26 protein-coding genes and 1 pseudogene are annotated in these 24,619 nt (G+C 72.2%); 13 read left to right on the top strand and 14 right to left on the bottom strand.

Translation table 11 applies throughout. From position 1 onward, the window contains the following. Nucleotides 1-155 precede the first annotated feature (155 nt). Nucleotides 156-1,190, bottom strand: coding sequence for an IS110 family RNA-guided transposase (locus AC5L3C_RS32180; protein WP_493650086.1), 1,035 nt, complete (start codon nt 1,188-1,190; stop codon nt 156-158). Between the two features lie 320 nt (nt 1,191-1,510). Here AC5L3C_RS32180 and AC5L3C_RS32175 point away from each other — a divergent pair. Beyond that, nucleotides 1,511-1,819: pseudogene (locus AC5L3C_RS32175) on the top strand (IS110 family transposase); the annotation flags it as partial. A gap of 91 nt (nt 1,820-1,910) precedes the next feature. Beyond that, nucleotides 1,911-2,726: a transposase gene (locus AC5L3C_RS32170; protein ID WP_493654110.1), complete on the top strand. Its 816-nt coding sequence runs from the start codon at nt 1,911-1,913 to the stop codon at nt 2,724-2,726. A 46-nt stretch (nt 2,727-2,772) separates the two neighbouring features. On the opposite strand, the gene AC5L3C_RS32165 is transcribed toward AC5L3C_RS32170, so the two are convergent. The 3 genes from AC5L3C_RS32165 to fabG all read right to left on the bottom strand — a co-directional run bounded on the left by AC5L3C_RS32165 (nt 2,773) and on the right by fabG (nt 6,126). Further along, nucleotides 2,773-4,359 carry an ABC transporter substrate-binding protein gene (locus tag AC5L3C_RS32165; RefSeq protein WP_493652619.1) on the bottom strand — a complete coding sequence of 529 codons (1,587 nt, stop codon included), beginning with the start codon at nt 4,357-4,359 and terminating at the stop codon, nt 2,773-2,775. Between the two features lie 233 nt (nt 4,360-4,592). Beyond that, entirely contained in the window at nt 4,593-5,351 is a 759-nt protein-coding gene (locus AC5L3C_RS32160; RefSeq protein WP_493652617.1) for an SDR family oxidoreductase, read from the bottom strand. A 13-nt stretch (nt 5,352-5,364) separates the two neighbouring features. Then, the gene (gene fabG / locus AC5L3C_RS32155; protein ID WP_125508413.1) at nt 5,365-6,126 is read right to left on the bottom strand and encodes a 3-oxoacyl-ACP reductase FabG; all 762 of its coding nucleotides are present in this window, start codon (nt 6,124-6,126) and stop codon (nt 5,365-5,367) included. 291 nt (nt 6,127-6,417) lie between these two features. On the opposite strand from fabG, the gene AC5L3C_RS32150 reads away from it, so the two are divergent. Continuing rightward, a complete protein-coding gene (locus AC5L3C_RS32150; protein ID WP_493652616.1) occupies nt 6,418-6,957 on the top strand; it encodes an excalibur calcium-binding protein in 540 nt (179 codons plus the stop codon). 53 nt (nt 6,958-7,010) lie between these two features. Here the strand turns inward: AC5L3C_RS32150 and AC5L3C_RS32145 are convergent, their stop codons facing one another. Next, nucleotides 7,011-7,394, bottom strand: coding sequence for a DUF3037 domain-containing protein (locus tag AC5L3C_RS32145; protein WP_493652614.1), 384 nt, complete (start codon nt 7,392-7,394; stop codon nt 7,011-7,013). After that, nucleotides 7,391-8,155, bottom strand: coding sequence for a HipA family kinase (locus tag AC5L3C_RS32140; RefSeq protein WP_493652612.1), 765 nt, complete (start codon nt 8,153-8,155; stop codon nt 7,391-7,393). The genes AC5L3C_RS32145 and AC5L3C_RS32140 overlap by 4 nt, the downstream gene beginning before the upstream one ends. Before the next feature lie 199 nt (nt 8,156-8,354). Here AC5L3C_RS32140 and AC5L3C_RS32135 point away from each other — a divergent pair, with 199 nt between their 5' ends. Both AC5L3C_RS32135 and AC5L3C_RS32130 read left to right on the top strand, forming a co-directional pair. Beyond that, the gene (locus AC5L3C_RS32135; RefSeq protein ID WP_493652611.1) at nt 8,355-8,852 is read left to right on the top strand and encodes a Rieske (2Fe-2S) protein; all 498 of its coding nucleotides are present in this window, start codon (nt 8,355-8,357) and stop codon (nt 8,850-8,852) included. Nucleotides 8,853-8,893: 41 nt separating this feature from the next. Beyond that, nucleotides 8,894-9,364, top strand: coding sequence for a pyridoxamine 5'-phosphate oxidase family protein (locus AC5L3C_RS32130; RefSeq protein WP_125508403.1), 471 nt, complete (start codon nt 8,894-8,896; stop codon nt 9,362-9,364). 19 nt (nt 9,365-9,383) lie between these two features. Here the strand turns inward: AC5L3C_RS32130 and AC5L3C_RS32125 are convergent, their stop codons facing one another. Beyond that, nucleotides 9,384-10,301, bottom strand: coding sequence for a LysR family transcriptional regulator (locus tag AC5L3C_RS32125; protein WP_493652609.1), 918 nt, complete (start codon nt 10,299-10,301; stop codon nt 9,384-9,386). 75 nt (nt 10,302-10,376) lie between these two features. On the opposite strand from AC5L3C_RS32125, the gene AC5L3C_RS32120 reads away from it, so the two are divergent. After that, nucleotides 10,377-11,321 carry a DMT family transporter gene (locus tag AC5L3C_RS32120; protein WP_493652608.1) on the top strand — a complete coding sequence of 315 codons (945 nt, stop codon included), beginning with the start codon at nt 10,377-10,379 and terminating at the stop codon, nt 11,319-11,321. A gap of 46 nt (nt 11,322-11,367) precedes the next feature. Here the strand turns inward: AC5L3C_RS32120 and AC5L3C_RS32115 are convergent, their stop codons facing one another. Next, the gene (locus AC5L3C_RS32115) at nt 11,368-12,702 is read right to left on the bottom strand and encodes an aminotransferase class I/II-fold pyridoxal phosphate-dependent enzyme (protein WP_493652606.1); all 1,335 of its coding nucleotides are present in this window, start codon (nt 12,700-12,702) and stop codon (nt 11,368-11,370) included. A gap of 35 nt (nt 12,703-12,737) precedes the next feature. On the opposite strand from AC5L3C_RS32115, the gene AC5L3C_RS32110 reads away from it, so the two are divergent. Both AC5L3C_RS32110 and AC5L3C_RS32105 read left to right on the top strand, forming a co-directional pair. Further along, entirely contained in the window at nt 12,738-13,427 is a 690-nt protein-coding gene (locus tag AC5L3C_RS32110; RefSeq protein WP_493652604.1) for a pyridoxamine 5'-phosphate oxidase family protein, read from the top strand. Next, complete coding sequence (locus tag AC5L3C_RS32105) at nt 13,427-14,059, top strand: FMN-binding negative transcriptional regulator (RefSeq protein ID WP_493652603.1); 633 nt, start codon at nt 13,427-13,429, stop codon at nt 14,057-14,059. The genes AC5L3C_RS32110 and AC5L3C_RS32105 overlap by 1 nt, the downstream gene beginning before the upstream one ends. Nucleotides 14,060-14,101: 42 nt before the next feature. On the opposite strand, the gene AC5L3C_RS32100 is transcribed toward AC5L3C_RS32105, so the two are convergent. The 4 genes from AC5L3C_RS32100 to AC5L3C_RS32085 form a co-directional block, all read right to left on the bottom strand. Beyond that, the gene (locus AC5L3C_RS32100) at nt 14,102-15,058 is read right to left on the bottom strand and encodes a DMT family transporter (RefSeq protein ID WP_493652601.1); all 957 of its coding nucleotides are present in this window, start codon (nt 15,056-15,058) and stop codon (nt 14,102-14,104) included. Between the two features lie 224 nt (nt 15,059-15,282). Next, the gene (locus AC5L3C_RS32095) at nt 15,283-16,284 is read right to left on the bottom strand and encodes an EamA family transporter (protein WP_493652599.1); all 1,002 of its coding nucleotides are present in this window, start codon (nt 16,282-16,284) and stop codon (nt 15,283-15,285) included. 46 nt (nt 16,285-16,330) lie between these two features. After that, nucleotides 16,331-16,864: a Clp protease N-terminal domain-containing protein gene (locus AC5L3C_RS32090; protein WP_493652597.1), complete on the bottom strand. Its 534-nt coding sequence runs from the start codon at nt 16,862-16,864 to the stop codon at nt 16,331-16,333. Between the two features lie 208 nt (nt 16,865-17,072). After that, nucleotides 17,073-17,705 carry a PadR family transcriptional regulator gene (locus tag AC5L3C_RS32085; protein WP_493652596.1) on the bottom strand — a complete coding sequence of 211 codons (633 nt, stop codon included), beginning with the start codon at nt 17,703-17,705 and terminating at the stop codon, nt 17,073-17,075. Nucleotides 17,706-17,949: 244 nt separating this feature from the next. Between AC5L3C_RS32085 and AC5L3C_RS32080 the strand changes: the two genes are divergently transcribed. Continuing rightward, nucleotides 17,950-18,759 (top strand): PhzF family phenazine biosynthesis protein, encoded by an 810-nt coding sequence (locus AC5L3C_RS32080; RefSeq protein WP_493652594.1) that lies wholly within the window; start codon nt 17,950-17,952, stop codon nt 18,757-18,759. A gap of 59 nt (nt 18,760-18,818) precedes the next feature. On the opposite strand, the gene AC5L3C_RS32075 is transcribed toward AC5L3C_RS32080, so the two are convergent. Beyond that, nucleotides 18,819-19,619: a CPBP family intramembrane glutamic endopeptidase gene (locus AC5L3C_RS32075; protein WP_493652593.1), complete on the bottom strand. Its 801-nt coding sequence runs from the start codon at nt 19,617-19,619 to the stop codon at nt 18,819-18,821. An 80-nt stretch (nt 19,620-19,699) separates the two neighbouring features. Beyond that, nucleotides 19,700-21,217 (bottom strand): glutamate-cysteine ligase family protein, encoded by a 1,518-nt coding sequence (locus AC5L3C_RS32070; RefSeq protein ID WP_493652592.1) that lies wholly within the window; start codon nt 21,215-21,217, stop codon nt 19,700-19,702. 568 nt (nt 21,218-21,785) lie between these two features. Here AC5L3C_RS32070 and AC5L3C_RS32065 point away from each other — a divergent pair. From AC5L3C_RS32065 to AC5L3C_RS32050, 4 genes are all read left to right on the top strand, one after another. Beyond that, complete coding sequence (locus AC5L3C_RS32065) at nt 21,786-22,370, top strand: hypothetical protein (protein ID WP_493652590.1); 585 nt, start codon at nt 21,786-21,788, stop codon at nt 22,368-22,370. A gap of 330 nt (nt 22,371-22,700) precedes the next feature. Further along, a complete protein-coding gene (locus tag AC5L3C_RS32060) occupies nt 22,701-22,901 on the top strand; it encodes a DUF5999 family protein (protein WP_125508374.1) in 201 nt (66 codons plus the stop codon). A gap of 238 nt (nt 22,902-23,139) precedes the next feature. After that, a complete protein-coding gene (locus tag AC5L3C_RS32055) occupies nt 23,140-24,171 on the top strand; it encodes a LacI family DNA-binding transcriptional regulator (protein WP_493652589.1) in 1,032 nt (343 codons plus the stop codon). Between the two features lie 47 nt (nt 24,172-24,218). Continuing rightward, complete coding sequence (locus AC5L3C_RS32050) at nt 24,219-24,614, top strand: TOBE domain-containing protein (RefSeq protein ID WP_125508370.1); 396 nt, start codon at nt 24,219-24,221, stop codon at nt 24,612-24,614. Nucleotides 24,615-24,619 lie beyond the last annotated feature (5 nt).

Genomic DNA, 24,619 nt, shown 5'->3' with positions numbered 1-24,619 from the left:
ACTGACATTGATAGTGGTACGCAGGTTCCGGTGGTCGTGGCTCCACCACTGACTGACGTCCTGCTGGGCTGTCTTCCGGTTGTTCTGTCCGGCTGCCGGGACCTGTTCTCACGGCTCCGGCCGGGCGGAACATGACCTGATAGCGCCTCTGTGTGTCAAGCGGCCTGAGCGAGGTGGTTCCGTTGATCTCGTTTCATGATCCGGTAGACCACGTTGGACAGGCGTCGCTTGAGGGCCCGGCGGGCCTCCGAAGGGGTCTTCCCCTCACTGATCTTGCGGAGGTAGTAGTCCTGCCCGCGCCCGCCGTCGCGGATCTGGCAGACGGCGATCGTGTGCAGCACCGAGTTCAGCGCGCGGTTGCCACCGGTGTTGAGCCGGTGGCGGACGTTGTTGCCGCTGGAGGCGTCCAGGGGCGCGCTGCCGGTGTAGCTGGCGAAGTGATGCTCGGTGGGGAACCGGGCGACGTCCCCGATGTGGCCGAGGACCTTCGCGGCCAGCACGGTGCCCAGGCCCGGCAGGGTGGTCAGCGTCGTGCGGGTCGCGGCGACGGCCTCGCGCATTTCGGCTTCGTTGTCCTTGACCTGCCGGTCCAGTCTGCGCAGGTCGGCCAGCAGATCACGGGCTATGTCCCGGCGGCAGTTGTCGGTGGCCGTGACCGGCCGGACGCCCTTCATCAAGGCGGCGGCCTTGTCGGCCGACAGGCCGGTGGGGGCTCCGCCGGGCAGGAGATCACGCAGGACGGCGTGGAGCCGGTTGAGGACGCGGGTGCGCTCGTGGACCAGGTCGTCCCGGCGCTCGGTCAGCAGCCGCAGGATCGTGGTCTGGTCTTCGGGGACCACGGGTCGCAGGTCGTGGCGGAAGAGGGCGGCCTGGGCGACGTGGAGGGCGTCCTTCGCGTCGGTCTTGCGGTCTCCGCCGGTGGCCAGCAGCCGGGCCCGGGCCGACAGGGTGGAGGGCACGTCGACCACGTTCTCGCCCGCGGCGGCCAGCTGCTGGGCGAGGGAGCGGCCCAGGCCGCCGGCGCCTTCGACCGCGAAACGACGGTCGGGCCACTGCTCGCACCAGCGCATCAGCTGGCGGAAGGTTCCGGCGTTGACGACGAACCGGCGCTGGGCCACCTGGTGGCCGGCGGCGTCCACGGCGACGGCGGTGTGGGACGACTTGTGGGGATCGACACCGATCAGGATCACAGGCTGCTGCCCTCGCACTCGATGAGACAGGAAGGGGAGTGCGGTGGGCACCCTGACTTGAAGTCACCGTGTCGCCTTCATGCCTCTGTCGAGCCACACCGCGCGGGTGTCGGCCGGCGGCGGCACGCTATCAGTGAGCCAGCCCGAGGGCGGCAAGGAGCACTGCGGGCCCGTGCCGACCGACACCCTGGACGCTACGGCTGCAGACCGAGCGTCTGGGGTTGATTCAACAAGTCAGGAGCTTGGTCAGAAGCCCCCTCAATGTCCTGTCTGCGCCACCCGGCCGGCGCCTCACCTCCGGCTAGGAAGGCACCCTCAGCATGACATCAGCGGCGGCCCAGGACACAGCGGACCAGGACGTGCTCGGCGGGGTCGACTCCCATGCCGACACCATCCATATCGCGGTCATCAGCGACAACGGCGGCCATCTCGCGGACGCCGAGTTCGCCACCACCGCGGCCGGATACGCCGCAGCTCTGGCCTTCCTCACCGCCCACGGCCACGTCGTCGCCATCGGCGTGGAAGGAACCGCCTCCTACGGGGCGGGCTTCACCCGCGCCGCCCGCTCCTGCGGGCACCGTGTGATCGAGGTCAACCGGCCCGACCGGGCCGAACGCCGCCGCATCGGCAAGTCCGACCCCATCGACGCCTACGCCGCCGCCCGCGCCGCCCTGTCCGGACGCGCCCACGCCGCCCCCCAAGGACGACACCGTCGCCGGCATACGCGCCCTGCACAACGCCGCCCGCTCCGCCGTCAAGGCCCGCACCGCCGCCCAGAACCAGATCAGCCACCTTCTCGTCACCGCACCCGAGGCCATCCGCGCCAAGTACGAGCGGCTCACCGGCACGGCCCGCACCGAAGCCCTGGCCCGCCTGCGCCCCTCCGGCGACCCGGTCCATGCCGCGGTCCTGACCGCGCTGAAGAGTCTTGCCCGCCGCGTCCGGGAACTCACCTGCGAGTACGAGACGCTCACCAAGGCCCTGGACGCCGACGTCACGACGCACAACCCGGGCCTTCGCGCGGCCTACGGGGTCGGCCCGGACACCGCGGCCCAGCTGCTGGTCACCGCCGGAGGCAACCCCGAACGCATGCGGACCGAGGCGTCCTTCGCGGCCCTCTGCGGCGTCGCCCCGGTCCCCGCCTCCAGCGGCAGAACCAACCGGCACCGCCTCTCCCGAGGCGGCGACCGGGCGGCCAACGCCGCCCTCTACCGCATCGCCCTCGTCCGCATGGCCGGCGACGCCCGCACCCGCGCATACGTGGCACGCCAGACCGCCGCGGGCCGGACGAAGAAGGAGGTCATCCGGCTGCTGAAACGGGCCATCGCCCGCGAGATCTTCCGCTGCCTCACCACCACGGTCACCGTCCCGGACACCACCGACCTGCGGCCACTGCGGCGGTCGAAGAACATCACCCTCACCGCCGCAGCCCGCCACTTCGGAGTCTGGCCCGCCGTGATCTCCACCCTCGAACGCGGCATCCGCCGCGACGACGACCTCACCGACAACTACCGCGCCTGGCTCCAGACCGCTTAACGACCAATAGGAGCATCAACCGCCCCGCGGACGGCCGTTCCCGGCGCTACCAGCTGGTCTTCCGGGACAGCTGCCACATCATCATGATCGTGGAGGGGTCCAGCGCCCGCTCCGCTCCCGAGATGTCGCGGCTCGCCGCCACGTACTGCCGGCCCTGCCACAGCGGCAGCAGCCGCGCGTCGTCGACGAGGATCTGCTGGGCCTCCTCGAACTGCTTCACCACGTTGCCGCGGTCGCTCTCCCGGCGGGAACTGGGCAGCAGCTCGGCCGTGATCTTCTTCGCCTCGTAGGGCGTGCCGAGCGCGTTCTGCTTGCCGACGAAGGGGGCGATGAAGTTGTCCGCGTCCGGGAAGTCGGGGAACCAGCCGCGGCCGAACACCGGGTACTGACCCTTCTGGTAGCCCTCGACGTAGGTCTTCCAGGGGCGGCTCTTGAGGGTGACGTCGAACAGCTTCGACGCCTCCAGCTGCCGCTCGATCTCCTTGAACTCCAGCGCGGTCTCGGACCCGTAGCGGTCCGTGGTGTACCAGAGGGTGAGCGGGACCCGCTCGGTGATGCCCGCGTCGGTGAGGATCTCCCGGGCCTTGTCGACACTGGGCTCGCCGTAGTCGTCGAAGAAGCCGGTGGTGTGCCCGGTGAGGCCCTTGGGGACCATGGAGTACAGCGGGTCGACGGTGTCCTTGTAGACCTTGTGCGCGATCGCCGCGCGGTCCACGACCTGGGCGACGGCCTGGCGCACCTCCCGCTTGCCGGCCCACGGGTCCTTGGGGTTGAACACCAGGTAGTTGATGTCGGTCCCGCTGCCCTCGACGAGCTGGATCTCCTCTTCCTTGGCGGCCCTGCCCTGGAACTCGATGACGTCGCTCGCGGCCAGGCCGCGGTAGGTCAGGTCGATCCGGTCGGCGCGCAGCTCCTCGACCATGGTGCCGGAGTCCTGGAAGTAGCGGATGGTCACCGCGTTGTTGCGGCGGTCGGCGTAGCCCTTGTACCGCTCGTTGCGCACCAGTTCGGCCTTCTTGCCCTCGTCGTACGACTGCAGGGTGTAGGGGCCCGAACCGACGACGCCGCCGTCCTCGCGCAGGGCGTCGGCCGGGTAGGAGTCCGGGGCGACGATCGACATGGCGGGGGTGGCGAGCACGAAGGGGAAGGTGGCGTCCGGCTTATTGAGGTGGAAGACGACCTCGCGCTCGCTGGGTGCCTGCACCCGTTCGAGGCTGCCGAGAAGACCGGCGGGACCGCCGTTGACGTTGATCGCGCGGATCCGGTCGATGGAGTGCTTGACCGCCTTGGCGTCGAGCGTGCCGCCGTCGGAGAACTTCAGGCCCTCGCGCAGTTCGCAGCGGAACACGCGGTTGGAGTTGTCGGTGAACTCGCAGTTCTCGGCGGCGTCCGGCTGGGGCGTGCTGGCGCCGACCGGGTAGCTCAGCAGGGTCTGGTAGATGTTGCGGAACAGCTCCCACGAGCTGTCCCAGGAGGCGGCGGGGTCCAGCGTGCTGGGCGAACTCGTGGTGCCCACGACTATGGGCCCTTGGTCGTCCGAGCTGTCGGACGACAGGACGCCGCATCCGGTCACCAAGGACGATATGGCCGCGATGGCCGCCGCCCGCCGCAGGCATAGGTTCCGGTTGAACACGCGCACGCTCCTCGATCTGCCATGCCAAGGGTCGGCAGACCTTACCGCAGTGTCACCCCTGCTGACCCTCCTGTGTACAGCGCTTGAGATAACTGCGTGATGACTACGTTGTCACTCGGCGTCGCGGTCCGGATACGCCGACACGGGCGCCGTTTTCGTCAACTCGCGCCCGTGTCGGATGGATCTTCCGGGGCCCGCGCGGGGTGCGCTCGCACCCCGCGCGGGCGTGTGCGTCAGGACACGCCGGCGTTGAGGAAGATACCGCCGTCGACGACCAGGGTCTGACCGGTGATCCAGTCCGACTCGTCGGAGGTGAGGAAGGCCGCGGCGCCGCCGATGTCGGACGGCACCCCGAGACGGCCCAGCGGGTAGCCCGCGGCGGCCTCCGCCTCGCGGCCCTCGTACAGGGTCTGCGCGAACTTGGTCTTCACCACCGCCGGGGCGATGGCGTTGACCCGCACCTTGGGCGCGAACTCGTGCGCCAGCTGCTGGGTGAGGTTGATCAGGGCGGCCTTGCTGACGCCGTAGGCGGCGATGAACGGCGAGGGCGCGAGGCCCGCGACGGAGGCGATGTTGACGATCGCGCCGCCGTTGTCCTTCTGCCAGGCGTGCCAGGTCTTCTGCGCGAAGCCCAGCGCCGAGATCACGTTGGTCTCGAACACCTTGCGCGCCACGTTCAGGTCGAGGTCGGCGATCGCCCCGAACACCGGGTTGGTACCGGCGTTGTTGACCAGGTAGTCGATGCGGCCGAAGGCCTCCATGGCGCGCTCGACGGCGACCCCCTGGTGGGCCTCGTCGTGCGCCTTGCCGGCCACGTACACGGCCCGGTCGGTGCCGAGTTTCTCGACGGCCTCCTTGAGGGTGTCCTCGGTACGGCCGGTGATGCAGACGCGGTCGCCGCGCGCGACGAGCGCCTCGGCGACGCCGTAGCCGATGCCGCGGCTGGCGCCGGTGATGAGGGCTACCTTGCCCGAGAGTTCCACAGCGGTCATGTTCCCGGTCTTCCTAGTCGAGCGGTCCGCCGGCGACGTACAGCACCTGGCCGGAGACGAAGCCGGCGGCCTCGCCGGTGAAGAAGGCGATCGCGTTGGCGATGTCCTCGGGCTCGCCCACCCGGGCGACGGGGATCTGGGTCGCGGCGGCGGCCTTGAAGTCCTCGAAGCCCATGCCGACGCGGTCGGCGGTGGCCTTGGTCATCTCGGTGGCGATGAACCCCGGGGCGACGGCGTTGGCGGTGACGCCGAACTTGCCGAGCTCCTTGGCGAGGGTCTTGGTGAAGCCCTGCAGCCCCGCCTTGGCGGCGGAGTAGTTGACCTGGCCGCGGTTGCCGAGGGCGGAGGAGGACGACAGGTTGACGATCCGGCCGAAACCGGCGTCCACCATGTGCTTCTGACAGGCCCTCGACATCAGGAACGCGCCGCGCAGGTGCACGTTCATGACCGTGTCCCAGTCGGAGACGCTCATCTTGAACAGCAGGTTGTCACGGAGCACGCCCGCGTTGTTCACCAGGATCGTGGGCGCGCCGAGCTCCTCGGTGATCCGCGCGACGGCCGCCTCGACCTGCGCCTCGTCGGAGACGTCGCAGCCGACCGCGAGAGCCTTCCCGCCCGCGGCGGTGATCTTCTCGACGGTGTCCTTGCAGGCGGCCTCGTCGAGGTCGATCACGGCGACCGCGCGGCCCTCGGCGGCCAGTCGTACGGCGGTGGCGGCGCCGATACCGCGCGCGGCGCCGGTGACGACCGCGACCCGCTGCTCAGTGGTGGACATTGCTGCTTCTCCTCGCCCTTGGGATGCGGCTCCTGCGGCTCGGCCCAGTGGAGTGAGCGACCGCTTAGTACCTTCAGCAGACGTGACGCTAGAAGCCCTGGCACGCGGTGTCAACGGCACACCGCGCGTGTGTGATCCATTCCCCGTGCGGGGACCCCGCCGCGCACGCTCCGCGCGGCGGGCGCGGCCGGTGGTGCCGAGTACCCGATCGGCCCAGCGCTGCGCGCCCGCACGGCCGTCCGCGCCTAGCGTCGAAGCGCGAGCCACCCGCAGCCGGAAAGGAGGCGTCCCATGCGCCGTCGCACCGGTGCCATAGGCACGCTGATCGCGCTCGCCGCGATCGTGCCGTTGGCCGACCCCGCTCACGCCCAGGACCTCGACTGCAGCGACTTCACCTACCAGGAGGACGCGCAGGCCTTCTTCGACCTGGACCGCAGCGATCCGCACCGGCTCGACGAGGACCCGGGTCCGGACGACGGCCTGGCCTGCGAGGCGCTCCCCCGGCGTGGCCTCACCTCGTCCACGTTCCGGCCCGCGCCGTCCTCGCCCGCCCCCGCCCGGTCACCGTCACCTTCGCCGACCACCGCTTCGCCCAGCCGGACCGCGGCCCCCACGTCCGCGCCGCCGACGCGGACCCCGCCCGCCACGACGGCGCCCGTGACCACCGCGCCCGCGACGCCGTCCTCCGCCGCGCCCACCCGCGGTGTGCAGGGCGGGGTGGGCGGTGCCTCGGAGTCCGGGCCGAGCGGCCTGGAGATGGGCATCGGCGCGGCGTTCGTGACGGGTGCCGTACTCGCCACCGGGCACCTGGTGAGACGCCGCCGGCCCTGACGAGCCCACCCCGCGCGGACGGCCCTGTCGGGCCGCACGGATGCTCCCCCCGGTCAGCGCACGAGGAGATCGAGCAGCCGCTCCACCTCCGCCGCCGGGTCGGCCGTGAGCCCGGTGTGCACGGGACCGGGCTGGACGACGGTCGACCGGGGCGCGATCAGCCAGCGGAAACGCCGTCCGGCGTCGTCCCCCGCGGCCTGCCCGGCCGCCGCCCCGCCGGCGCAGACCCCCTCGACCGCACGCAACGCGGCCCGCACCCCGGGCAGATCGGCTCCCGGGTCGAGCGCGAGCAGCCGCGCCTCGTCGAGGTGAGTGCGGGCCGCGACGAAGGACTTGGCGCGGCAGTACACGAGCACCCCGGCGTTGACGCACTCGCCGCGTTCGATCCGCGGCACCACCCGCAGCAGCGCGTACTCGTAGACGTGCCGGTCGCTCACCGGTCCCCCTCGATGCCGTGGATGCGCTGGTGGACGGTGGCGGCGCGGGCGATCAGCGGCCGCGCGTAGGCCAGCCGGAGTTCGTCCGCCGAGTCGAAGCCCTTCTCCTCGCGGAGCCAGACGTCGGGGATCTCCGCGGTGACCTCGGCCAGCAGGTCCTCGGTGACCCGTGGGGCGAGGTCCGCGGCGGCGGCCGCGACGTCCGGTGCGAAGGTCCGCAGGGCGTGGTCGGAAGCGTCGTAGGGGCGGGCGGCGGAGGCCTCGGCGCCCGGCCAGTTGTGGTGCCAGATCATGGTGGCGCCGTGGTCGATGAGCCAGAGTCCGTCGCGCCGCCGGAGCAGGTTGGGGTTGCGCCAGGAGCGGTCGACGTTGTTCACCAGCGCGTCGAACCAGACGACCCGCCCGGCCTCCTCCGGGCTCACCTCGAAGGCGAGCGGATCGAACCCGAGGGCGCCGGAGAGGAAGTCCATGCCCAGGTTGGTGCCGCCGCTGGACTTGAGCAGCTGCTGCACCTCCTGGTCGGGCTCCCCGAGCCCCAGCACGGGGTCGAGCTCGACGGTGACCAGCCGCGGCACCCTCAGCCCCAGCCGGCGGGCCAGCTCCCCGCAGACCACCTCCGCGACCAGCGTCTTGCGGCCCTGCCCGGCACCGGTGAACTTCAGGACGTAGGTTCCGAGATCGTCGGCCTCGATCAGTCCGGGCAGCGAGCCGCCCTCGCGCAGGGGCGCGATGAAGCGGGTCGCGATGACTTCCTTGAGCATCGCCCCAGGTTACTGGCGTGTCATCGCACGTCGGAGACGGGCCGGGCGGAAGGCGCGGCACCCGACAGCGAAACGACAGCCGTGATTTACGCCCCTCCGACCGCGGACACGACAAGCTCTCGGCATCTCCTGAACGGCGCGGGCCCGCCGACCGTACCTCTCGATAGATCATCTGCTCTCCCCGAAGGGACACATCAGCATGACCGCATCGCTTCAGTCCGCGTCCGGACCCGCCCGTCGCGCCGTCGTGGCGGCAGCCGGAGCGGCGGGCCTCGCCGTCGCGCTGACCGCGTGCGGGAGCTCCGACGACGACGCGTCGGGCTCCTCCGCCGACTCCGGCTCCACCTCCGCCTCCGGCTCGGATGCGGGCTCCGGTTCCGACGGCGGCTCGGCCGGCGCCAACGGCGGTGCCGAGCCGCTCGCCTCGACCGCCGACATCCCCGAGGGCGGCGGGAAGGTCTTCGCCGACCGCGAGGTGGTCGTCACCCAGCCGACGGCGGGCGAGTTCAAGGCGTTCTCGGCGACCTGCACCCACCAGGGGTGCGCGGTGAAGAGCATCTCCGACGGCGTCATCAACTGCCCCTGCCACAACAGCAACTTCTCCATCAGCGACGGCAGTGTGCAGAGCGGTCCGGCGACCCAGCCGCTGCCCGCGGTGGAGATCAGCGTCAGCGGGGACTCGATCACCCTCGCCTGAGGTGCCGGCACCCTGCACGACATGAGAGAAGAAGAGGCCGTATGACCGCCACGCAGCGCCGGGGCCGGAAGATCATGATGACACCGGGGGAGCTGGACGACTTCCTGACCGTCCAGCGCACCTGCCGCGTCGCCACGGTGTCCGCCGACGGCTCGCCGCACGTGAGCACGCTCTGGTTCGCCTGGGACGGGACCTCGCTGTGGCTGTACTCCGTGGTGCGCAGCAAGCGCTGGACCGATCTGCGGCGCGATCCCCGCGTGGCGATCGTGGTCGACACGGGTGAGGAGTACGACGAGCTGCGGGGCGCGGAGCTGTCCGGGCGTGTGGAGTTCGTGGGCGAGATTCCGCGCACCGGCGAGCTGCGCGCGGAACTCGACGTGCCCGAGACACTGTTCGCCCGCAAGAACTTCGGCCTGGACGAGATGCCCCACGACGGACGGCATGCCTGGCTGCGGCTGACCCCGGAGAAGATCGTGTCCTGGGACTTCAGAAAGCTGCCGAAGCCGTCGTAGGGCGTCCGCCCGCCCGGCGCTACGCGTCCACCGGTCCTCCCACGCGCTGCCCGGCTGCCCGCAGCGCCCGCACCGCCGCGCGGATGGACGGGCGGCGGTCCGCGTCCGCGCGCCACACGACGAAGACGTGCCGTCGCACGCGCTGGCGCAGAGGCACGGTCACCACCCCGTCGGGCAGCGGATTGCGGCCCAGCAGGGGGGCGATGCAGACACCGAGCCCCGCCGCGACCAGGCCGAGCTGGGTGTGGCTCTCGGCGGCGCGGTGGCCGACGACCGGCTCGACACCCTTCGAACGCAGGGTGAACATGAGCCATTCGTGGCAGAACTCGCCCTCGCCCCAGGTGATCCACTCGTCCTCGGCGAGCTCCGCGAGATCCACCTCGTCGCGGCCGGCCAGCGGATGGCCGACGGGCAGCGCCACGTCGGCCGGGTCGTCCAGCAGCAATGCCTTGACCAGGCCGTCGGGCAGCGGCATCGGCTTGTTGTACCAGTCGAGTACGACGGCGAGATCGAGGTCCCCGCGGACCACGCCCCGGATGCCCTGCTCCGGTTCCAGCTCGCGGGAACGTACGCGCAGCGCGGGATGACGTACGCGCAGATCCGCGAGCGCGACCGGGAACAGCCCGCGGGCGGCGGTCGGGAACGCCGAGACGCGCAGCTCGCCGGCGACCTGTCCGCGCTGCGCCTCAAGATCGGACTGGGCGAGCTCGACCTGGGAGAGGATCCGCGCGGCGTGCTCGGCCAGCAGCCGGCCCGCGTCCGTGAGCCGCACCCCGCGCCCGTTCTTGACCAGCAGCTGCTGGCCGACCTCGCGCTCCAGCTTGGACATCTGCTGCGAGACGGCCGACGTGGTGATGTGCAGTCCCTCGGCGGCCCCGGTGACCGAGCCGTGCCGGGCGAAGGCGTCCAGGGTGCGCAGGCGCTCCAGGTTCAACATGTAAGCGATGCTACGAGATATCGCGTGCGAAATCTCGATTGTGCTACGAGATGTGTGTCCATCATCGTTGCCTCCATGAGCAGCGTCCCCGCGACCACCACCGCACCGGGCCCGGCCGGTACCGCCCCCGACGGCCCACGCCCCCGCCTGGACTGGCGGCTGCGTTTCGGCGCCCTGTCCTTGATCTGGGGATTCAGCTTCCTCCTGATCAAGGTCGGCACCCAGGGATACGCCCCGTTCCAGGTCACCTTCGGGCGGCTGGCCTTCGGGACGGCCGTCCTCGCCGTGGCGATGGTGGTCCGGCGGGAGCGGCTGCCGCGCGGCGCCCGCACCTGGGGTCATCTGGCGGTCGCCGGGTTTCTGCTGAACGCCCTGCCCTTCTCCCTGTTCGCCTTCGCGGAACTGACCATCCCGTCCACCCTGGCCGGCATCTGCAATGCCACCTCGCCGCTGTGGGGGATGGCGCTGTCCCTGGTGGCCCTGTCCGAGGACCGGCCCACCCGGGTGCGGGTGGCGGGGCTCGGGGTGGGCTTCGTCGGCGTGCTGACCGTGCTGGGCGCCTGGCAGGGCTTCGAGGGCCTGGACGCCCGCGGCACCGCACTGGCCCTGCTGGCCTCGCTGAGCTACCCCGTCGGCTGGATCTACGTCCGCCGCACCCTGGCGGGCAGCAGCCACTCGAACCTCTCCCTGACCGGGGGACAGCTGCTGCTCGCCACGGTCCAACTGGCGGTCGTGACCCCGCTGTTCACGTCCCTGCCGACGTCGTTCGCCGTGGGACCGCTGCTGGCCGTCGCCGCACTGGGCACGCTGGGCACGGGCCTGGCCGTGCTCATCCAGTACGGCCTGGTCGCCGAGGTCGGTCCGACGACCGGCCAGATGGTCACCTACTTCGTCCCGGTGATCGCCGCCGCGGCCGGCATCCTCCTCCTGAACGAAACCCTGACCTGGTCAATCCCCACAGGCGCAGCCATAGTCCTGGCCGGCGCGGCCCTGACCCAGGCCAAACCGAAGCCCCGCTGACTCCGGGCTGGGCGACCACCCCCGGCCGGCCCCCACGCCGGCCACCTCAAACGTACGTCCGCAAAGGCCCCCCGCCCCCGACCGCCTCCGCAACCGCCCTCGCCAGAGCCCCCGCCTCTTCCTCACGAAGCCCCGACACCGTCACCCGAACCCCCGGCGCCGCCCGCATCCGGAACCGCGCCCCCGGCGCCACCGCCCACCCCGCGTGCAACAACCGCGCCACCACCCCCGTCTCCTCCGGCACCGGCACCCACACATTCATGCCGCTCACCCCGTGCGCCACCACCCCGTGCCCCGCCAACGCCGAGATCAACGCCTCACGCCGCCGCCCGTACCGCGCCGCCACCTCCGCCGGATCCACCGCCCCCTCGCGCCACAGCCGCGCCACCGCCCGCTGCACGATCCGGCTGACCCACCCCGGCCCGAGCCGCTGCCGCCCGCGCACCCGGTCGAGGGTGACCGGATCGCCGGTGAGCACCGCGAGCCGCAGATCGGGACCGTACGCCTTGGCCGCCGAGCGGACGAAGGCCCAGTGGTGGGTGACCCCGGCCTGCGGGTGCAGCGGGAGGTCCACGATGTGGTGCCCGTGGTCGTCCTCGACGAGCAGCGTCCCAGGATGCCCGGACAGCACCGCCCGCAGTTCTCCCGCGCGGCCGGCACTCACCGCGGCACCCGTCGGATTCTGCGCGCGGTCGGTGACGACCAGTGCCCGCGCACCGCCCGCCAGCGCCCGGCGCACGTCGTCGGGCAGCGGGCCCTCGTCGTCGACGCCGACGGGGACGGTGCGCAGGCCGAGCGCCGGGACCAGGTCCAGCAGACTCCCCCACCCGGGGTCCTCCACCGCGACGGCGTCCCCGGGCTTGAGGTGGGCCATGAGCACCCGCTCAATGGCGTCCAGCGCGCCCGAGGTGACGACGACGTCCCCGTCGGGCACCCCGTCGGCGTCCAGTCCGGCCCGCGCCAGACGCGCCAGTTCGGGCTCCACGGGCGCCTGCCCGTAGAGCACCGGTTCCCGGTCGCCCTCGGCGGCCGCCGCCGCGAAGGCCGCCGCGAGGGACGGCAGCAGCGCGGGGTCCGGGTTGCCCTCGGCCAGATTCCGCACGCCGGGCGGCACCTCCACCCGCATGAGGTCACGCGCGGTCGTGGCCGGCTTGGGCCTCACCCGGCTGCCCCGCCGGCCCGCGGTCTCGATGACCCCGCGCTCCCGCAGGGTCCGGTACGCGGCCGCGACGGTGTTCGGATTCACCCCGAGCCGCTCGGCAAGCTGCCGCAGCGGAGGAAGAAGCTCACCCGGCTGCAGCGCGCCGTCCCCGACCGCTCGCTCGATGCTCGCGGAAATCTCCGCTGCGCGCCGTCCACTGATCCGATACTCTCCTAGCACAAAGCCAAGTATGCACTAGTGCAATGGAGAACGCCATGCAGGGGACCCAGCCGCCACAGCGGCCCGCCGGCACCGACACCTACCCGCCCACCGAGCGCACCGTCCCCACCCGCTCCCCCCAGCGCGCGTCCTACGACAAGGACCAGGTGCACGCGATACTCGACGAGGGCTACGTCTGCCATCTCGGCTTCGTCCGGGACGGCGCGCCGGTGGTCCTGCCCACGCTCTACGGCCGGGTCGGCGAGGTCCTCTACGTCCACGGCTCGACCGGGTCGCGCCCGCTGCGCGCGGCGGGTCAGGCCGACCCGGGTCTCCCGGTCTGCCTGACGGTCACCCACGTCGACGGGCTGGTGCTGGCCCGCTCCGCGTTCCACCACTCGGTCAACTACCGCTCCGTGATGGTGCACGGCCTGGCGTACGACGTGACCGACGAGGACGAGAAGCGGCGGGCGCTCGACGCGCTGGTCGACCACGTCGTACCGGGCCGCGCCGCCGACTCCCGCCCGGCCGACAAGAAGGAGCTGGCCGCGACCGCGGTGATCCGCCTGGACCTGAACGAGGTCTCCGCCAAACTGCGCACGGGCGGTGTCAACGACGAGCCCGAGGACCTGTCCCTGCCCCACTGGGCCGGAGTCGTTCCGCTGCGCAAGGGCTACGACACCCCGGTCGCCGACCCGCGGCTCGCCCCCGGCACCGAAGTGCCCGCCTATCTGGCTGCCCTGTGATGCTGATCCACCCCTGGGACACGCCCCACGACGCCGACGAGTGGCAGCAGTGGCTGGCAGGGCACGACTTCGGCCAGCTCGCGGTCAACGGCCCGCCGGGCGAACCGCCCTGTGTCCAGCCGCTGCATTTCGCGTACGACGCCGGGCGCGGCGAGGCGGTCACCCACCTGGCACGGCCCAACCCGCTCTGGCCCGCCGTCGAGGCGAACCCCGAGGTCGTGCTGAGCGTGGTCGACGACTATGTCTACGTGCCCGGCCCCTGGCAGGCCGAGCCCGGCACCCCGCCCGAGCACGGCGTCCCGACCAGCCTCTACGCCGCTGTTCAGCTGCGGTGCCACGCCCACGTCGTGGACGATCCGGCGGAGAAGGCCGCACTGCTGAACCGGCAGACGGGCCACTTCCAGCCGGAGGGCGGTTCCGCGCGGGCCGCCGCGGGCGAGGCCCCGTACGGGAGGCTGCTGTCCGGGATCCGCGGTCTCCGGCTGGAGGTGACGGGCGTACGGGCGAAGTTCAAGTACGCGGGCAAGCGGTCCGAGGCGGTCCGTGACCGGATCGCGGCCGGGCTGGCGGAGCGGGACGGCGCGCGTGACGCGCAGGCCCGCGCGCACGTCCTGCGCCGGCGCACGGTCTGACCGGGAGCGGGGGCCCTCCCGGGACGGAGAACCCCCGCCGCGTCAGGCGGGTACGGCTTCCGGCTCGCCCCCGCGGGCCCGCGCACCGCGCGCCTCACCCACCGCGAGCCCCGCGACGGAACCCAGCATCAGCAGGGTGCCGACCAGGGTGGCCGCCGTGAGCCTCTCACCGAGCAGGGCGACCGCGAGCACCGCCGCGCTCACCGGCTCCAGCAGCATGATCACGGACACGGTGGCCGCGCGGATGACGGCGGCCCCGGCGAAGTAGAGGCCGTACGCGAGCGCCGTCGGCACGGAGGCGACGTAGGCCAGCAGCCACAGCAGCGTGCCGGGGGCGTCGGTGTGCGGCACCAGGCCCTCGAACGCGGCGAACGGCAGCAGTACCAGGCTGGTGACGGCGAACGCCCCCACGGTCGTACCGGAGGCGTCCGCGTCGCCGTCGCGTCCCCACCAGCGGGTGAGCAGGGTCATCGTCGAGTAGCCGGCCGCGGACAGCAGGGCGAGCAGCACGCCCCACGGGTCCACGCTCGTCTGTCCACCACCCAGGACGAGGACGACGAGCCCGGCGAGGGCACCGGCGACGGCGATCACTCCGCCGCGCCCCAGCCGTTCGCTCATGGTGAGCCGGGCACCGAGCGCGATCAGCACGGGTCCGGCGCCGAGGGTGACCACGGTGGCGACGGCCAGTCCGGTGGCGGAGACGGCCGCGAAGTAGGAGGTCTGGAAGACCGCGAGCCCCACCCCGGTGGCCGTGGCCCGCAGCGCCCTGCGGCCCCTCGGCTCTGGGGTGGCGGTCCGGGAGCGGCGGGACAGCGGCCGGGCGGCCAGCAGCAGGAGCAGGCCGAGGGCGCAGCGCCAGAAGGACAGGGTGACGGGGCCCATGTCGCTGGTCCGGTAGACCAGCGACGCGGCCGCGCCCGCGGTGCCCCAGGCGGCGCCTGCGACGATCAGATAGAGGAGGCCTCGCCCGACGGGCAGGCCGGATACGGCGTTCGACACGTGTTCTCTCCGCAGATGCGCGCACCACGCGCAGGGCGTGGGCACGGAAGTTCGGGAAAGGACCCCGGATCAGTCCCGGCCGGGACCGGGGCGGCGGGATCCGCGGACTTCGTCTGCGGGCAGCACCGTTACGCCCGGCGACCTGCCGGGCGGATGTACCGGAGGGCCCGCCTCAGGCGGCCGGTGGCGGAAGAACGAGCGCGCGCGCATGCATGATCAGCACCTTATGCCGTTGTGCCGGGCCTGGACAATGCGGGTTCCGGTCCGCCGCCTGCCACCGGCGTCGGGGAACCCTTCGCCGGGGCGGAGGACTGCGCGATGAAGGCACCCGTGAGGACCAGCACGCCGCCCACGAGCTGCGGTACCGACAGGTGCTCGCCGAGCAGGATCCAGGCGAGCACGGTGGCGAGGACCGCCTCCAGACAGGCCACGACGCCCGCCACCTGCGGCGAGAGCCGGCGCACGGCCAGCACGCCGGTGACGTACGCGGCGACCGTGGCGATGAGGACGATCCACGCGAGGAGCACGAGGGCGGCGACCGGCGTGCCGTCCATCCGCGCGCTGCCGGCGAGCACGGACCAGTCCATGGACCAGGGCCGGGCGACGACGGTGAGGACGGCGGCACCGATCAGCAGTCCGTAGGCGATCACACCGAGCGGGTCGGGGGCCTGCCGGTCGCCGCTGCCCTGGTCGGACAGGACGAAGTAGCCGCACTGGCAGCAGGCCGCGCCGAGGGCGAGCAGCAGGCCCCAGACGTCGAATCCGAGTCCGGCCCACACCTCCACGACGCAGGCGAGCCCGCCCACCGCCAGGACCACGCCGACCGCGGCGGCGCGGGTGACGGGCCGCCGCTGCACGAACCGCACCCAGCCGAGGACGAGCGCGGGCCCCAGATATTCGACCAGCAGCGCGACCCCGACGGGGATGCGGGCGATGGCGGCGAAGTAGCAGGCCTGGACGCCGGCCACGGCGAGCAGGCCGAATCCGGCGAGCAGCCCCGGCCTGCGGCGCAGCAGCGCGCGGTGGCGCACCGCCAGCGGCAGCATGACGAGCGCCGCGCCCGCGACGCGCAGCCAGACGACGTGCAGCGGGTCGAGGCCCGCCTCGATCAGCGGCTTGGCAGCCACACCGGATCCGCCGAAGGCGATGGCGGACAGCAGCGCGAGACCGAGTCCCACGCCCTTGCCGGCGTGATGGCGGGGACGGACAGAGGTAGGCACCGGCACATGATGACAGGCGGCGACAGGAGCGTCACCCCCTATGGCACCTGTCTCACCGACTGGACTGCGCCTCGAGCCGGGTGAACAGGGCGCGCGGGTCGATTCCGGCGCGTTCGAGCACCTCGGCGGCGCGTGCCTGCGGGTCCGCGACGAGCGCGGCGAGCAGGTCGGGGCCGCGCGCCGGCCCCGCGCCGTTGCGGCCGGCGCGCTCATGGGCGTACTCCATACAGCCCGCGGCCAGCGGCGAGAACCCCGCCGCGTCGGTCACCACCGGGACGCTGCCGGAGTCCTCCACGGCGCCCTGCCAGCGCAGGCCGTAGCCGATGCTCCGCTGGACCAGATAGCCGAGCAGCCGCGCGACCCGCGGCCCTTCGCCGAGGACGGCCCGCACCTCGCCGTCGGACTCGAGAAGCGAGTGCAACAGGTGTGCGGTGTCGATCCGGTCGTCCCCGCTGCGGACCGCCCTGCGGCGGGCACCGTCCACCACCGCTGCCAGCTCGGCGCTGAGCCTGGCATCGCTGTCGGCCCGCTTCGGGCCCTGCTCCTGGAGCTCATGGGCCTGCTGCCGGGGGATACGGGGTTGCACGACTCCCACCCCATCAGCCCCCCGGCAGCGGCACATCCCCGGCGGGAAGCATCTCGGCGTCCCACGCGAAGCGGACGCCCGCGCCGGAATATCCTCCTTGCGAAGGAGATCAGGGCGTTCCGCACCGTAGGGCGTGCGCCGGTTCGCGTCACGCCCTACGTATCGTGGCACGCCCTACGTGGCGTGGGACGTATCGTGGCACGGCTCGTCAGTCGTCGTCGGCAAGGATCAGGTACAGCTTCTTGCGCGTCTCGTTGATGACGGCGAGGGCCTTGGCGCGCTGCTCCTTGTTGCCGGTCTTCCACACCTGCCCGAAGGCCTCCATCAGACCGAAGCCGGCCTGCCGGATCTCGTTCAGCGCCTCCCAGTCGACCCCGCGCGAGGCCTCCTCCCAGGGAGCCTCGGGACCTTCCTCGGCCGCCGTGCGACCCGCTTCGGTGAGGGAGAACAGCTTCTTGCCGCCCTCCGACTCGCTGAGGATGAGCCCCTCGTCCTCCAGCAGCTGAAGGGTCGGGTAGACCGAACCGGGGCTGGGCTTCCACGCCCCGCCGCTGCGCTCGGCGATCTCCTGGATCATCTCGTAGCCGTGCATGGGGCGCTCCTTCAGCAGAGCCAGGATCGAGGCCCGCACATCACCGCGCCGTGCCCTTCCCCTGGGTCCGCCGCGCCCTCGTCCGCCCCAGGGCCCGCCGTGGCCGAAGCCCGGTCCGAAGGGGCCGCCGGGACCGCCCGGGCCACCGGGTCCGAAGGGCCCGAAGGCGGCGCGCAGCTTCTCGAAGTCGCCCCAGCCGCCGCGCGGGCCGCCATGGCCGTGCTCGTGCTCGTGTCCATGGGTACGCATCGCAACCACTCCATTCCATCGTTGATCTGTCGCGATGCTTCAACGATATATCGGAGAAGTTCGTTCGGCAATACCCGAGCCGACGAGTCGCTCGGACCGGGCCCGGATGAGGGGAACCCGCATGGCGAAACCCCTCAGCAACTGCTGGCTGTTCGTTGAGACAGGACAGACACCGGATGCGACCGGGCCGCCACCTGGCCATTGGCCTTGGTCTGCGGCTGTGCGCGGCCCGTAGCGTCGGGGCATGCGGATTCGAATCGTCGACGCCTTCACCGACCGGCCCTTCTCCGGCAACCCCGCCGGAGTGCTGCTCCTCGACGCTTTCCCGGACGACGACTGGATGCAGAACGTCGCCCAGGAGGTCAACCACGCCGAGACGGCCTTCGCCCACCCGCTCCCCGACGGCGGCGAGGCCGACTGGGCGCTGCGCTGGTTCACCCCCGCCACCGAGGTCGCCCTGTGCGGCCACGCGACGCTGGCCACCGCGCACGTCCTGCACAGCACCGGCGCCCACCGGGGCCCGGTGCGGTTCGCCACCCGCGGCGGCGTCCTGGTCGCCACCCCCGGTGAGGACGGCGCCGTCACCCTGGACTTCCCCACGGCCCCGCTCACCGCGGTCGACGTCCCGGCGGGCGTCGCCGAGGCGCTGGGGGCCGAGCCCCGTACGGCGTTCGACACCGGCCCGGACATCGGGGACCTGCTGGTGGAGGTCTCCGACGAGCGGACCGTGCACGCCCTGCGCCCTGACCTCCCGGCCCTGGCCGCCCACTCCCGGCGCGGCGTCATCGCCACCGCCCGCGCCGAGGACCCGGCCCTCGGGTACGACTTCGTCTCCCGCTGCTTCTTCCCCAACGTCGGCATCGACGAGGACCCGGTCACCGGCAGCGCGCACACCGCGCTGGCCCCCTACTGGTCCGAGCGGCTCGGCCGCCCCGTCCTCACCGGCCTGCAGGCCTCATCGCGTTCCGGCCGCGTCCGCACGGAGCTACGCGGTGAGCGCACGCTGCTCGGCGGACGCGCCGTGACGGTCATCGAGGGCCGGCTGCTCGTCTGACCCCGGCACGAACGAAGGGGCGTACGGCATCCGTCCGCCGTACGCCCTCGCACCCCGGTTCAGGCGGTCGGCAGCCAGTCCACCTTGCCGGCCAGCAGCGCGTAACCCACGAACGCGCCGATGTCGAGCAGCGTGTGCGCCACCACCAGCGGTCCGACGCGGCCCCAGCGGCGGTAGAGGTACACGAAGACCACGCCCATGACCATGTTCCCGATGAAGCCGCCGATGCCCTGGTAGAGGTGGTACGAGCCGCGCAGCACCGCGCTGCCGGCCATCGCGGCGCCCGGCGTCCACCCCAGCTGATCGAGCCGGCGCAGCAGGTAGCCGACGACGATGACCTCTTCGAGGACGGAGTTCTCCAGCGCCGAGAGGATGAGCACGGGGAACTTCCACCACACCTCGGGCAGCGCCTCCGGCACCACGGTGAGGTTGAAGCCGAGGCCGCGTGCGGCCAGGTAGAAGGCGATGCCGCTGCTGCCGATGACCGCCGCCACCGCCGCTCCGCGCCCGAGGTCGGACCCGGGGCGGGTGCGGTCGAAGCCGAGGACGCGCAGCCCGGCGCCCTCGCGCAGCAGGAAGTGGGCGACCAGCGCGACCGGCACGAGCGACGTGGTGATCCCGAAGAGCTGCCAGGCCAGGTCCAGCCAGGGGCGGCCGGGCGCGGCCGAGGCGTTGAGGGTGGCCGCCTGGTCCTTCAGTCCGCCCGGTTCGGTGACCGAGCCGACAAAGCTGATCAGCGCGGACACCCCGCTCGCGCCGAGGGACAGCGCGAGCACCAGCAGCGTCTCGTTGCGGAGCGTCGTCCGTGACGGCCTCCGCTCGGGAAGGGAATCGGCTCCCGGGCCCGCCTCCGCCTGCACACCTGCCTCCACTTCACCGATCGGTCCGATCAGTATGAGGGCAGCGGCCGTGTGCCTCGTCGGGGGGGCCGGACCGCGGGTCAGGCGGTGGGCACCGGTTCCGGCAGGCCCACCGGCCAGGTGTGCACGGGATCGCCCTGCTGGGTCAGCTCCCGGTAGCGGCGGGTGGTGGCGGCCAGGGCGGCCTCCCGGCCGAGGCCCAGGTCGAGGGCGCGGTGGAAGGTCGCGGCCTGCCAGGTGGCCCCGTTGACCCGCCGCCGGCACCGCTCCTCGATCACCCCGAGGTACAGGTCGCGGTCGGCGGGCTCGATCCCCCACGCGTCCAGCCCGGCCTCGGCGAGCGGCAGCAGCTCGTCCCGTACGAGGGTGACCGCGTCCACCTCGCCCAGACCGCCCAGGCGTCCGCGCCGCGGCCAGGTGAGGCGGGCGTCGATGCCGTAGCGGCAGGCGGTGTCGAAGTTGGCGGCGGCGGCCTCGAAGGGCAGCCGGGACCACACCGGCCGGCTGTCCTCGGCGAGGGCACGGACCACTCCGTAGTAGAAGGCCGCGTTGGCGATGACGTCCGTGACGGTGGGGCCGGCGGGCAGTACCCGGTTCTCCACGCGCAGGTGGGGCCGGCCGTCGGCGATGCCGTAGACGGGGCGGTTCCAGCGGTAGACGGTGCCGTTGTGCAGGACGAGTTCGGCGAGCGAGGGGATGCCGCCGCTGTCCAGCACCTCCAGCGGGTCCTCGTCGTCGCAGATGGGCAGCAGGGCAGGGTAGTAGCGCAGATTCTCCTCGAAGAGGTCGAACGCCGAGGTCACCCACCGCTCCCCGAACCAGGTGCGCGGCCGCACGCCCTGGACCTGCAGTTCGGGCGGGCGGGTGTCGGTGGACTGCTGGAACAGCGGGGGCCGGGACTCGCGCCACAGTTCCCGGCCGAACAGGAAGGGCGAGTTGGCGCCGACGGCGATCTGCGCGGCGGCGACGACCTGCGCCGCGTTCCACACGCTCGCGAAGCGCTCCGGGGTGACCTGGAGGTGCAGCTGCACCGAGGTGCAGGCGGCCTCGGGGGCGATGGACTTGGAGGTGCAGGTGAGCCGCTCCACGCCGTCGATGTCGAGGGTGAAGTCCTCCCCGCGCGCGGCCACGATCTGCTCGTTGAGCAATGCGTAGCGGTCCACGTCGGAAAGGTTGGAGGAGACCAGGTCGTCCCGGTCCAGCGTCGGCAGGATGCCGATCATCACGATGCCCGCGTCGACCTCACCGGCCTTTCGGTCGGCGTAGGCGAGCGAGGTCTGCAGTTCCTCGTCGAGCCGGTCGAATACCCGCCCGCTCAATCGGTGCGGGGCGATGTTCACTTCCAGATTGAACATGGCGAGTTCTGTTTGGAAGTCCCGGCTGGCGATCCGCTCGAGGACTTGCGCATTCAACATTTTCGGCATGCCGTCGGCGCCCGCGAGATTCAATTCGATCTCCAGCCCCATCAGGTTCCTGGGGCGGTCGAACCGCTTCTCCGCCAGGAGCCGCTCCAGGCCCGTCAGGCACCTGCGCAGCTTCTCGCGGTAGCGCTGGCGATCGGACAGGTCGAACTGACCTGCCACGACCTTCTCCCCCATCGAAGCGTCCCTCCTCGGATGGGCGGACCGAAGAACGGCCGCCGGGGTCCCGGTCCACAAGGGAGGATGCCCCGCGGATGCGATCGATAACGTCCCGCGGCCGCCCGCCGGCCGCTAGTCTGGTCGAAGTGACCTGTGGCACATTCACTGGGCATGGCACGGAACGCCCGGCACACGGCGGTTACGAACTCGTGAAAAACGCCGACGAGAATGGGCCGACCACTTCGCGGCCATTCCCCGAGGTCATCGGCGCACACCCGGTCCGGAATCGGGATGATTTTCGCATTTCACCGGCCAAAAGTACCCTTGTTCGCCCGGCTGAGAACGGCTAGACGAAACATAGTCTGAACACGTGTCGTATAAACTTCGCCCACAAGGCAGAAGGTTGGCGCCCACGGTCGAGCGATCCAGCCGGGAGACGGCGTACGGCAGTTCTCCGCCCCGTCCCCCGCGTTCGGACCCCCGGGTCCCTGCCTCTCTGGCCTTCGCGAGCTGACAGCGCCGTCCGCCCCGCCACGCCCTGCCCCGCCCTCGCGCCACTGTGCCTTCGAATGAGAGGCGACCCACCATGCCGCTGCATGTCCCCCCGGCTCCCGCGCCCGCACTGCGTTCCGTGCTGACCGCGCTCTCCTCACCGACCGCGGTCAGCGAGGCCCGAACTCCCTCACTGCTCGGCGCCCAGGGGCCCGCCTCGCCCGAGCTTCCCCTCCCCGTGCACGTCCTGGACCGGGTCACCGCCGACGGCGGGACCGCGACACGGCTGGCCGGGTGGCGCTTCCTGATCCGCACCGGCGACCGCGCGGTGGCCGCCGCGGACACCGTGCTCACCGCCGACGGATGGACCTTCTCCCGCTTCTTCGAGGGCCCGTACATCACCTCCACCGAGCTGGCACTGCGCCAGGCGGAGGCCCTGCCCCAGGCCTACCAGCCGCGGCTGCTGTCGGTCCCCGGCCTCTACATGCTGACGCTGTGGCTGCACGGCGACCCCACCGCGGACGGCGCCGGCGGTGACCCCGCGCCCACCGACCTGCTCGTCCCGCTCGCCCCGGCGCCGCCCGGCATCGCCGCGCACCGCCCGCACCGGGTCACCGAGCTGCTTCCGGTACTGACGCACCGGGCGACCCCGACCCAGCTGCTCGGCTCACCCGCCTGAGCCCCATACGGCCGTGTGCCCCGCCGTCCGGGAGCCGGACGGCGGGGCACACGCATGCGGTGCGCCGGGCCGCGCGCACGGACTAGCCCTATCCGGCCACGGCGAACCACCCGAAGTGACAGTGCAGTTGGACTGAACCGTCCGCGCGGGTGATGCGTCATCAACCTGTGAGGGGCGGTGCCGCGAAATCCCTGCGGATCGCCGTTCGTGGGGCAACACTGGTTTCCGACCGACTTATCACAACGGGGGGCGGTCATGAACGAGGCTTCACGCCGCGGAACCAAGACAACAGCCGACTCACAGGTCACCACCGAGCGAGAGATCCCACCCATGTGCCAGCACCAGCCACCGTGTCCCTCAGCCGACTCCGCCGACCGGGAATCCGCCCGTCTCGCGGCGCACCACCCGGAGCAGGGCTGGAGCCTGCTGTGCAACGGTGTCGTGCTCTTCGAGGACACCGGTGAGCTCCTGCCCGACGGCAGGATCATCGCCCCGCAGCGTCCGCGGGGTGCCTACCTCACCACCGCCTGAGCACGACCGGGCGCGACGGGACCGCCCGGGCAGAACAGGGGGCCGGACCGCAGGATCACCGCCTGCGAACCGGCCCCGACGCGTGTCCGGACCCCCTCACTCACCGTAGTCCCGGACCGGGACGGGAGTGACGGGCTTCCCACTCCCGGCGATCTTCCTCCCGCCACGCCTTCCCACGGGCGCCCTTCTTCCGGAAGACTCCTGGAAGTTTCATGGATTTCCGGCACAGGGAGGACACGTGGCAGCGCAAGGGGCCGATGCCGAGGGCAGGGTCACGATCACGGACATCGCCCGGCAGGCCGGCGTCTCCGTACCGACCGTCTCCCGGGTCGTCAACGGCCGCTCCGACGTCTCCCCCCGGACCCGCGCCCGGGTCGAGGAGCTGCTGCGCCGCCACGGCTACCGCAAGCGCACCAGTTCCTCCGCCTCGCGCGCGGTCCTGCTCGACCTGGTCTTCAACGACCTCCGCAGCCCGTGGGCCATGGAGATCATCCGCGGCGTCGAGGAGGCCGCCCACGCGGCCGGGGCGGGCACGGTGGTGTCGTCGATCCACGGGCGTTCGGGCAACGCCCGGGAGTGGATGCGCGATCTGCGGGCGCGGGCGTCCGACGGCGTCATCCTGGTCACCTCCGCGATGAGCACCCTGCACGAGGAGCTGCGGATCCTGGGCGTCCCGCTGGTCGTCGTGGACCCGGCCGGCTCCCCCGCCGCGGACATCCCGACCATCGGCGCCGCCAACTGGTCGGGCGGCATGGCCGCGACCGAGCACCTGCTGACGCTGGGCCACCGCAGGATCGGGCTGATCGCCGGGCCGACGCGACTGCTCTGCGCACGGGCGCGGCTGGACGGCTACCGGGCGGCGCTCGAGGGCGCCGGCCTCACGCCCGACCCGTCGCTGATCGCCCCCGGCGACTTCCGCCCGGAGGCCGGCTTCGCCGGCTGCAACGCCCTGCTGGACCTGCCGGAGCCGCCGACCGCGGTGTTCGCGGCCAGCGACCAGATGGCCCTGGGAGCGGTCGAGGCCCTGCGCGGCCGGGGGCTGAGGGTCCCGCAGGACCTGAGCGTGGTCGGATTCGACGACCTTCCGGAAGTGCGCTGGTCGGCCCCGCCGCTGACCACGGTCCGCCAGCCCCTCTCCGACATGGGCAGACTCGCCGTCCGCACGGTGCTCCGCCTCGCCCGTGGCGAACAGCCGGACTCGCCCCGCGTGGAACTGGGCACCGAGCTGGTCGTCCGGTCGAGCACGGCGCCGCCCGCCGGCCGGGACTGACCGGGCCGGGCCCGTCTCCCGGGCCCCTGCAGCCTAGGGTGACCTGCATGCAGTCCTACACGATCGGTCAGGCAGCGAGACTGCTCGGAGTGAGCCCGGACACCGCCCGCCGCTGGGCCGACGCGGGTCGCATCGTCACCCATCGGGACGAAGGCGGGCGGCGGCTCATCGACGGGCGGGACCTGGCCGCCTTCTCCGTCGAACTCGCCAAGGCGGGCAACACCGAGGAGGACACGCCGTACACCTCCGCCCGCAACGCCTTCCCCGGCATCGTCACGGCGATCAAGCTCGGCGATGTCGCCGCCCAGGTCGAGATCCAGGCCGGACCGCACCGCCTCGTCTCACTGCTCACCCGGGAGGCCGTGGAGGAACTGGGCCTGGAGGTCGGCATGGAGGCCACCGCCCGGGTGAAGTCGACAAACGTCCATATCGACCGTACCTGAGCGGG

This window comes from Streptomyces speibonae (genome assembly GCF_984686075.1).
Note: the sequence above shows the minus strand (reverse complement) of the source record. Positions and strands in the feature narration are given on the sequence as shown.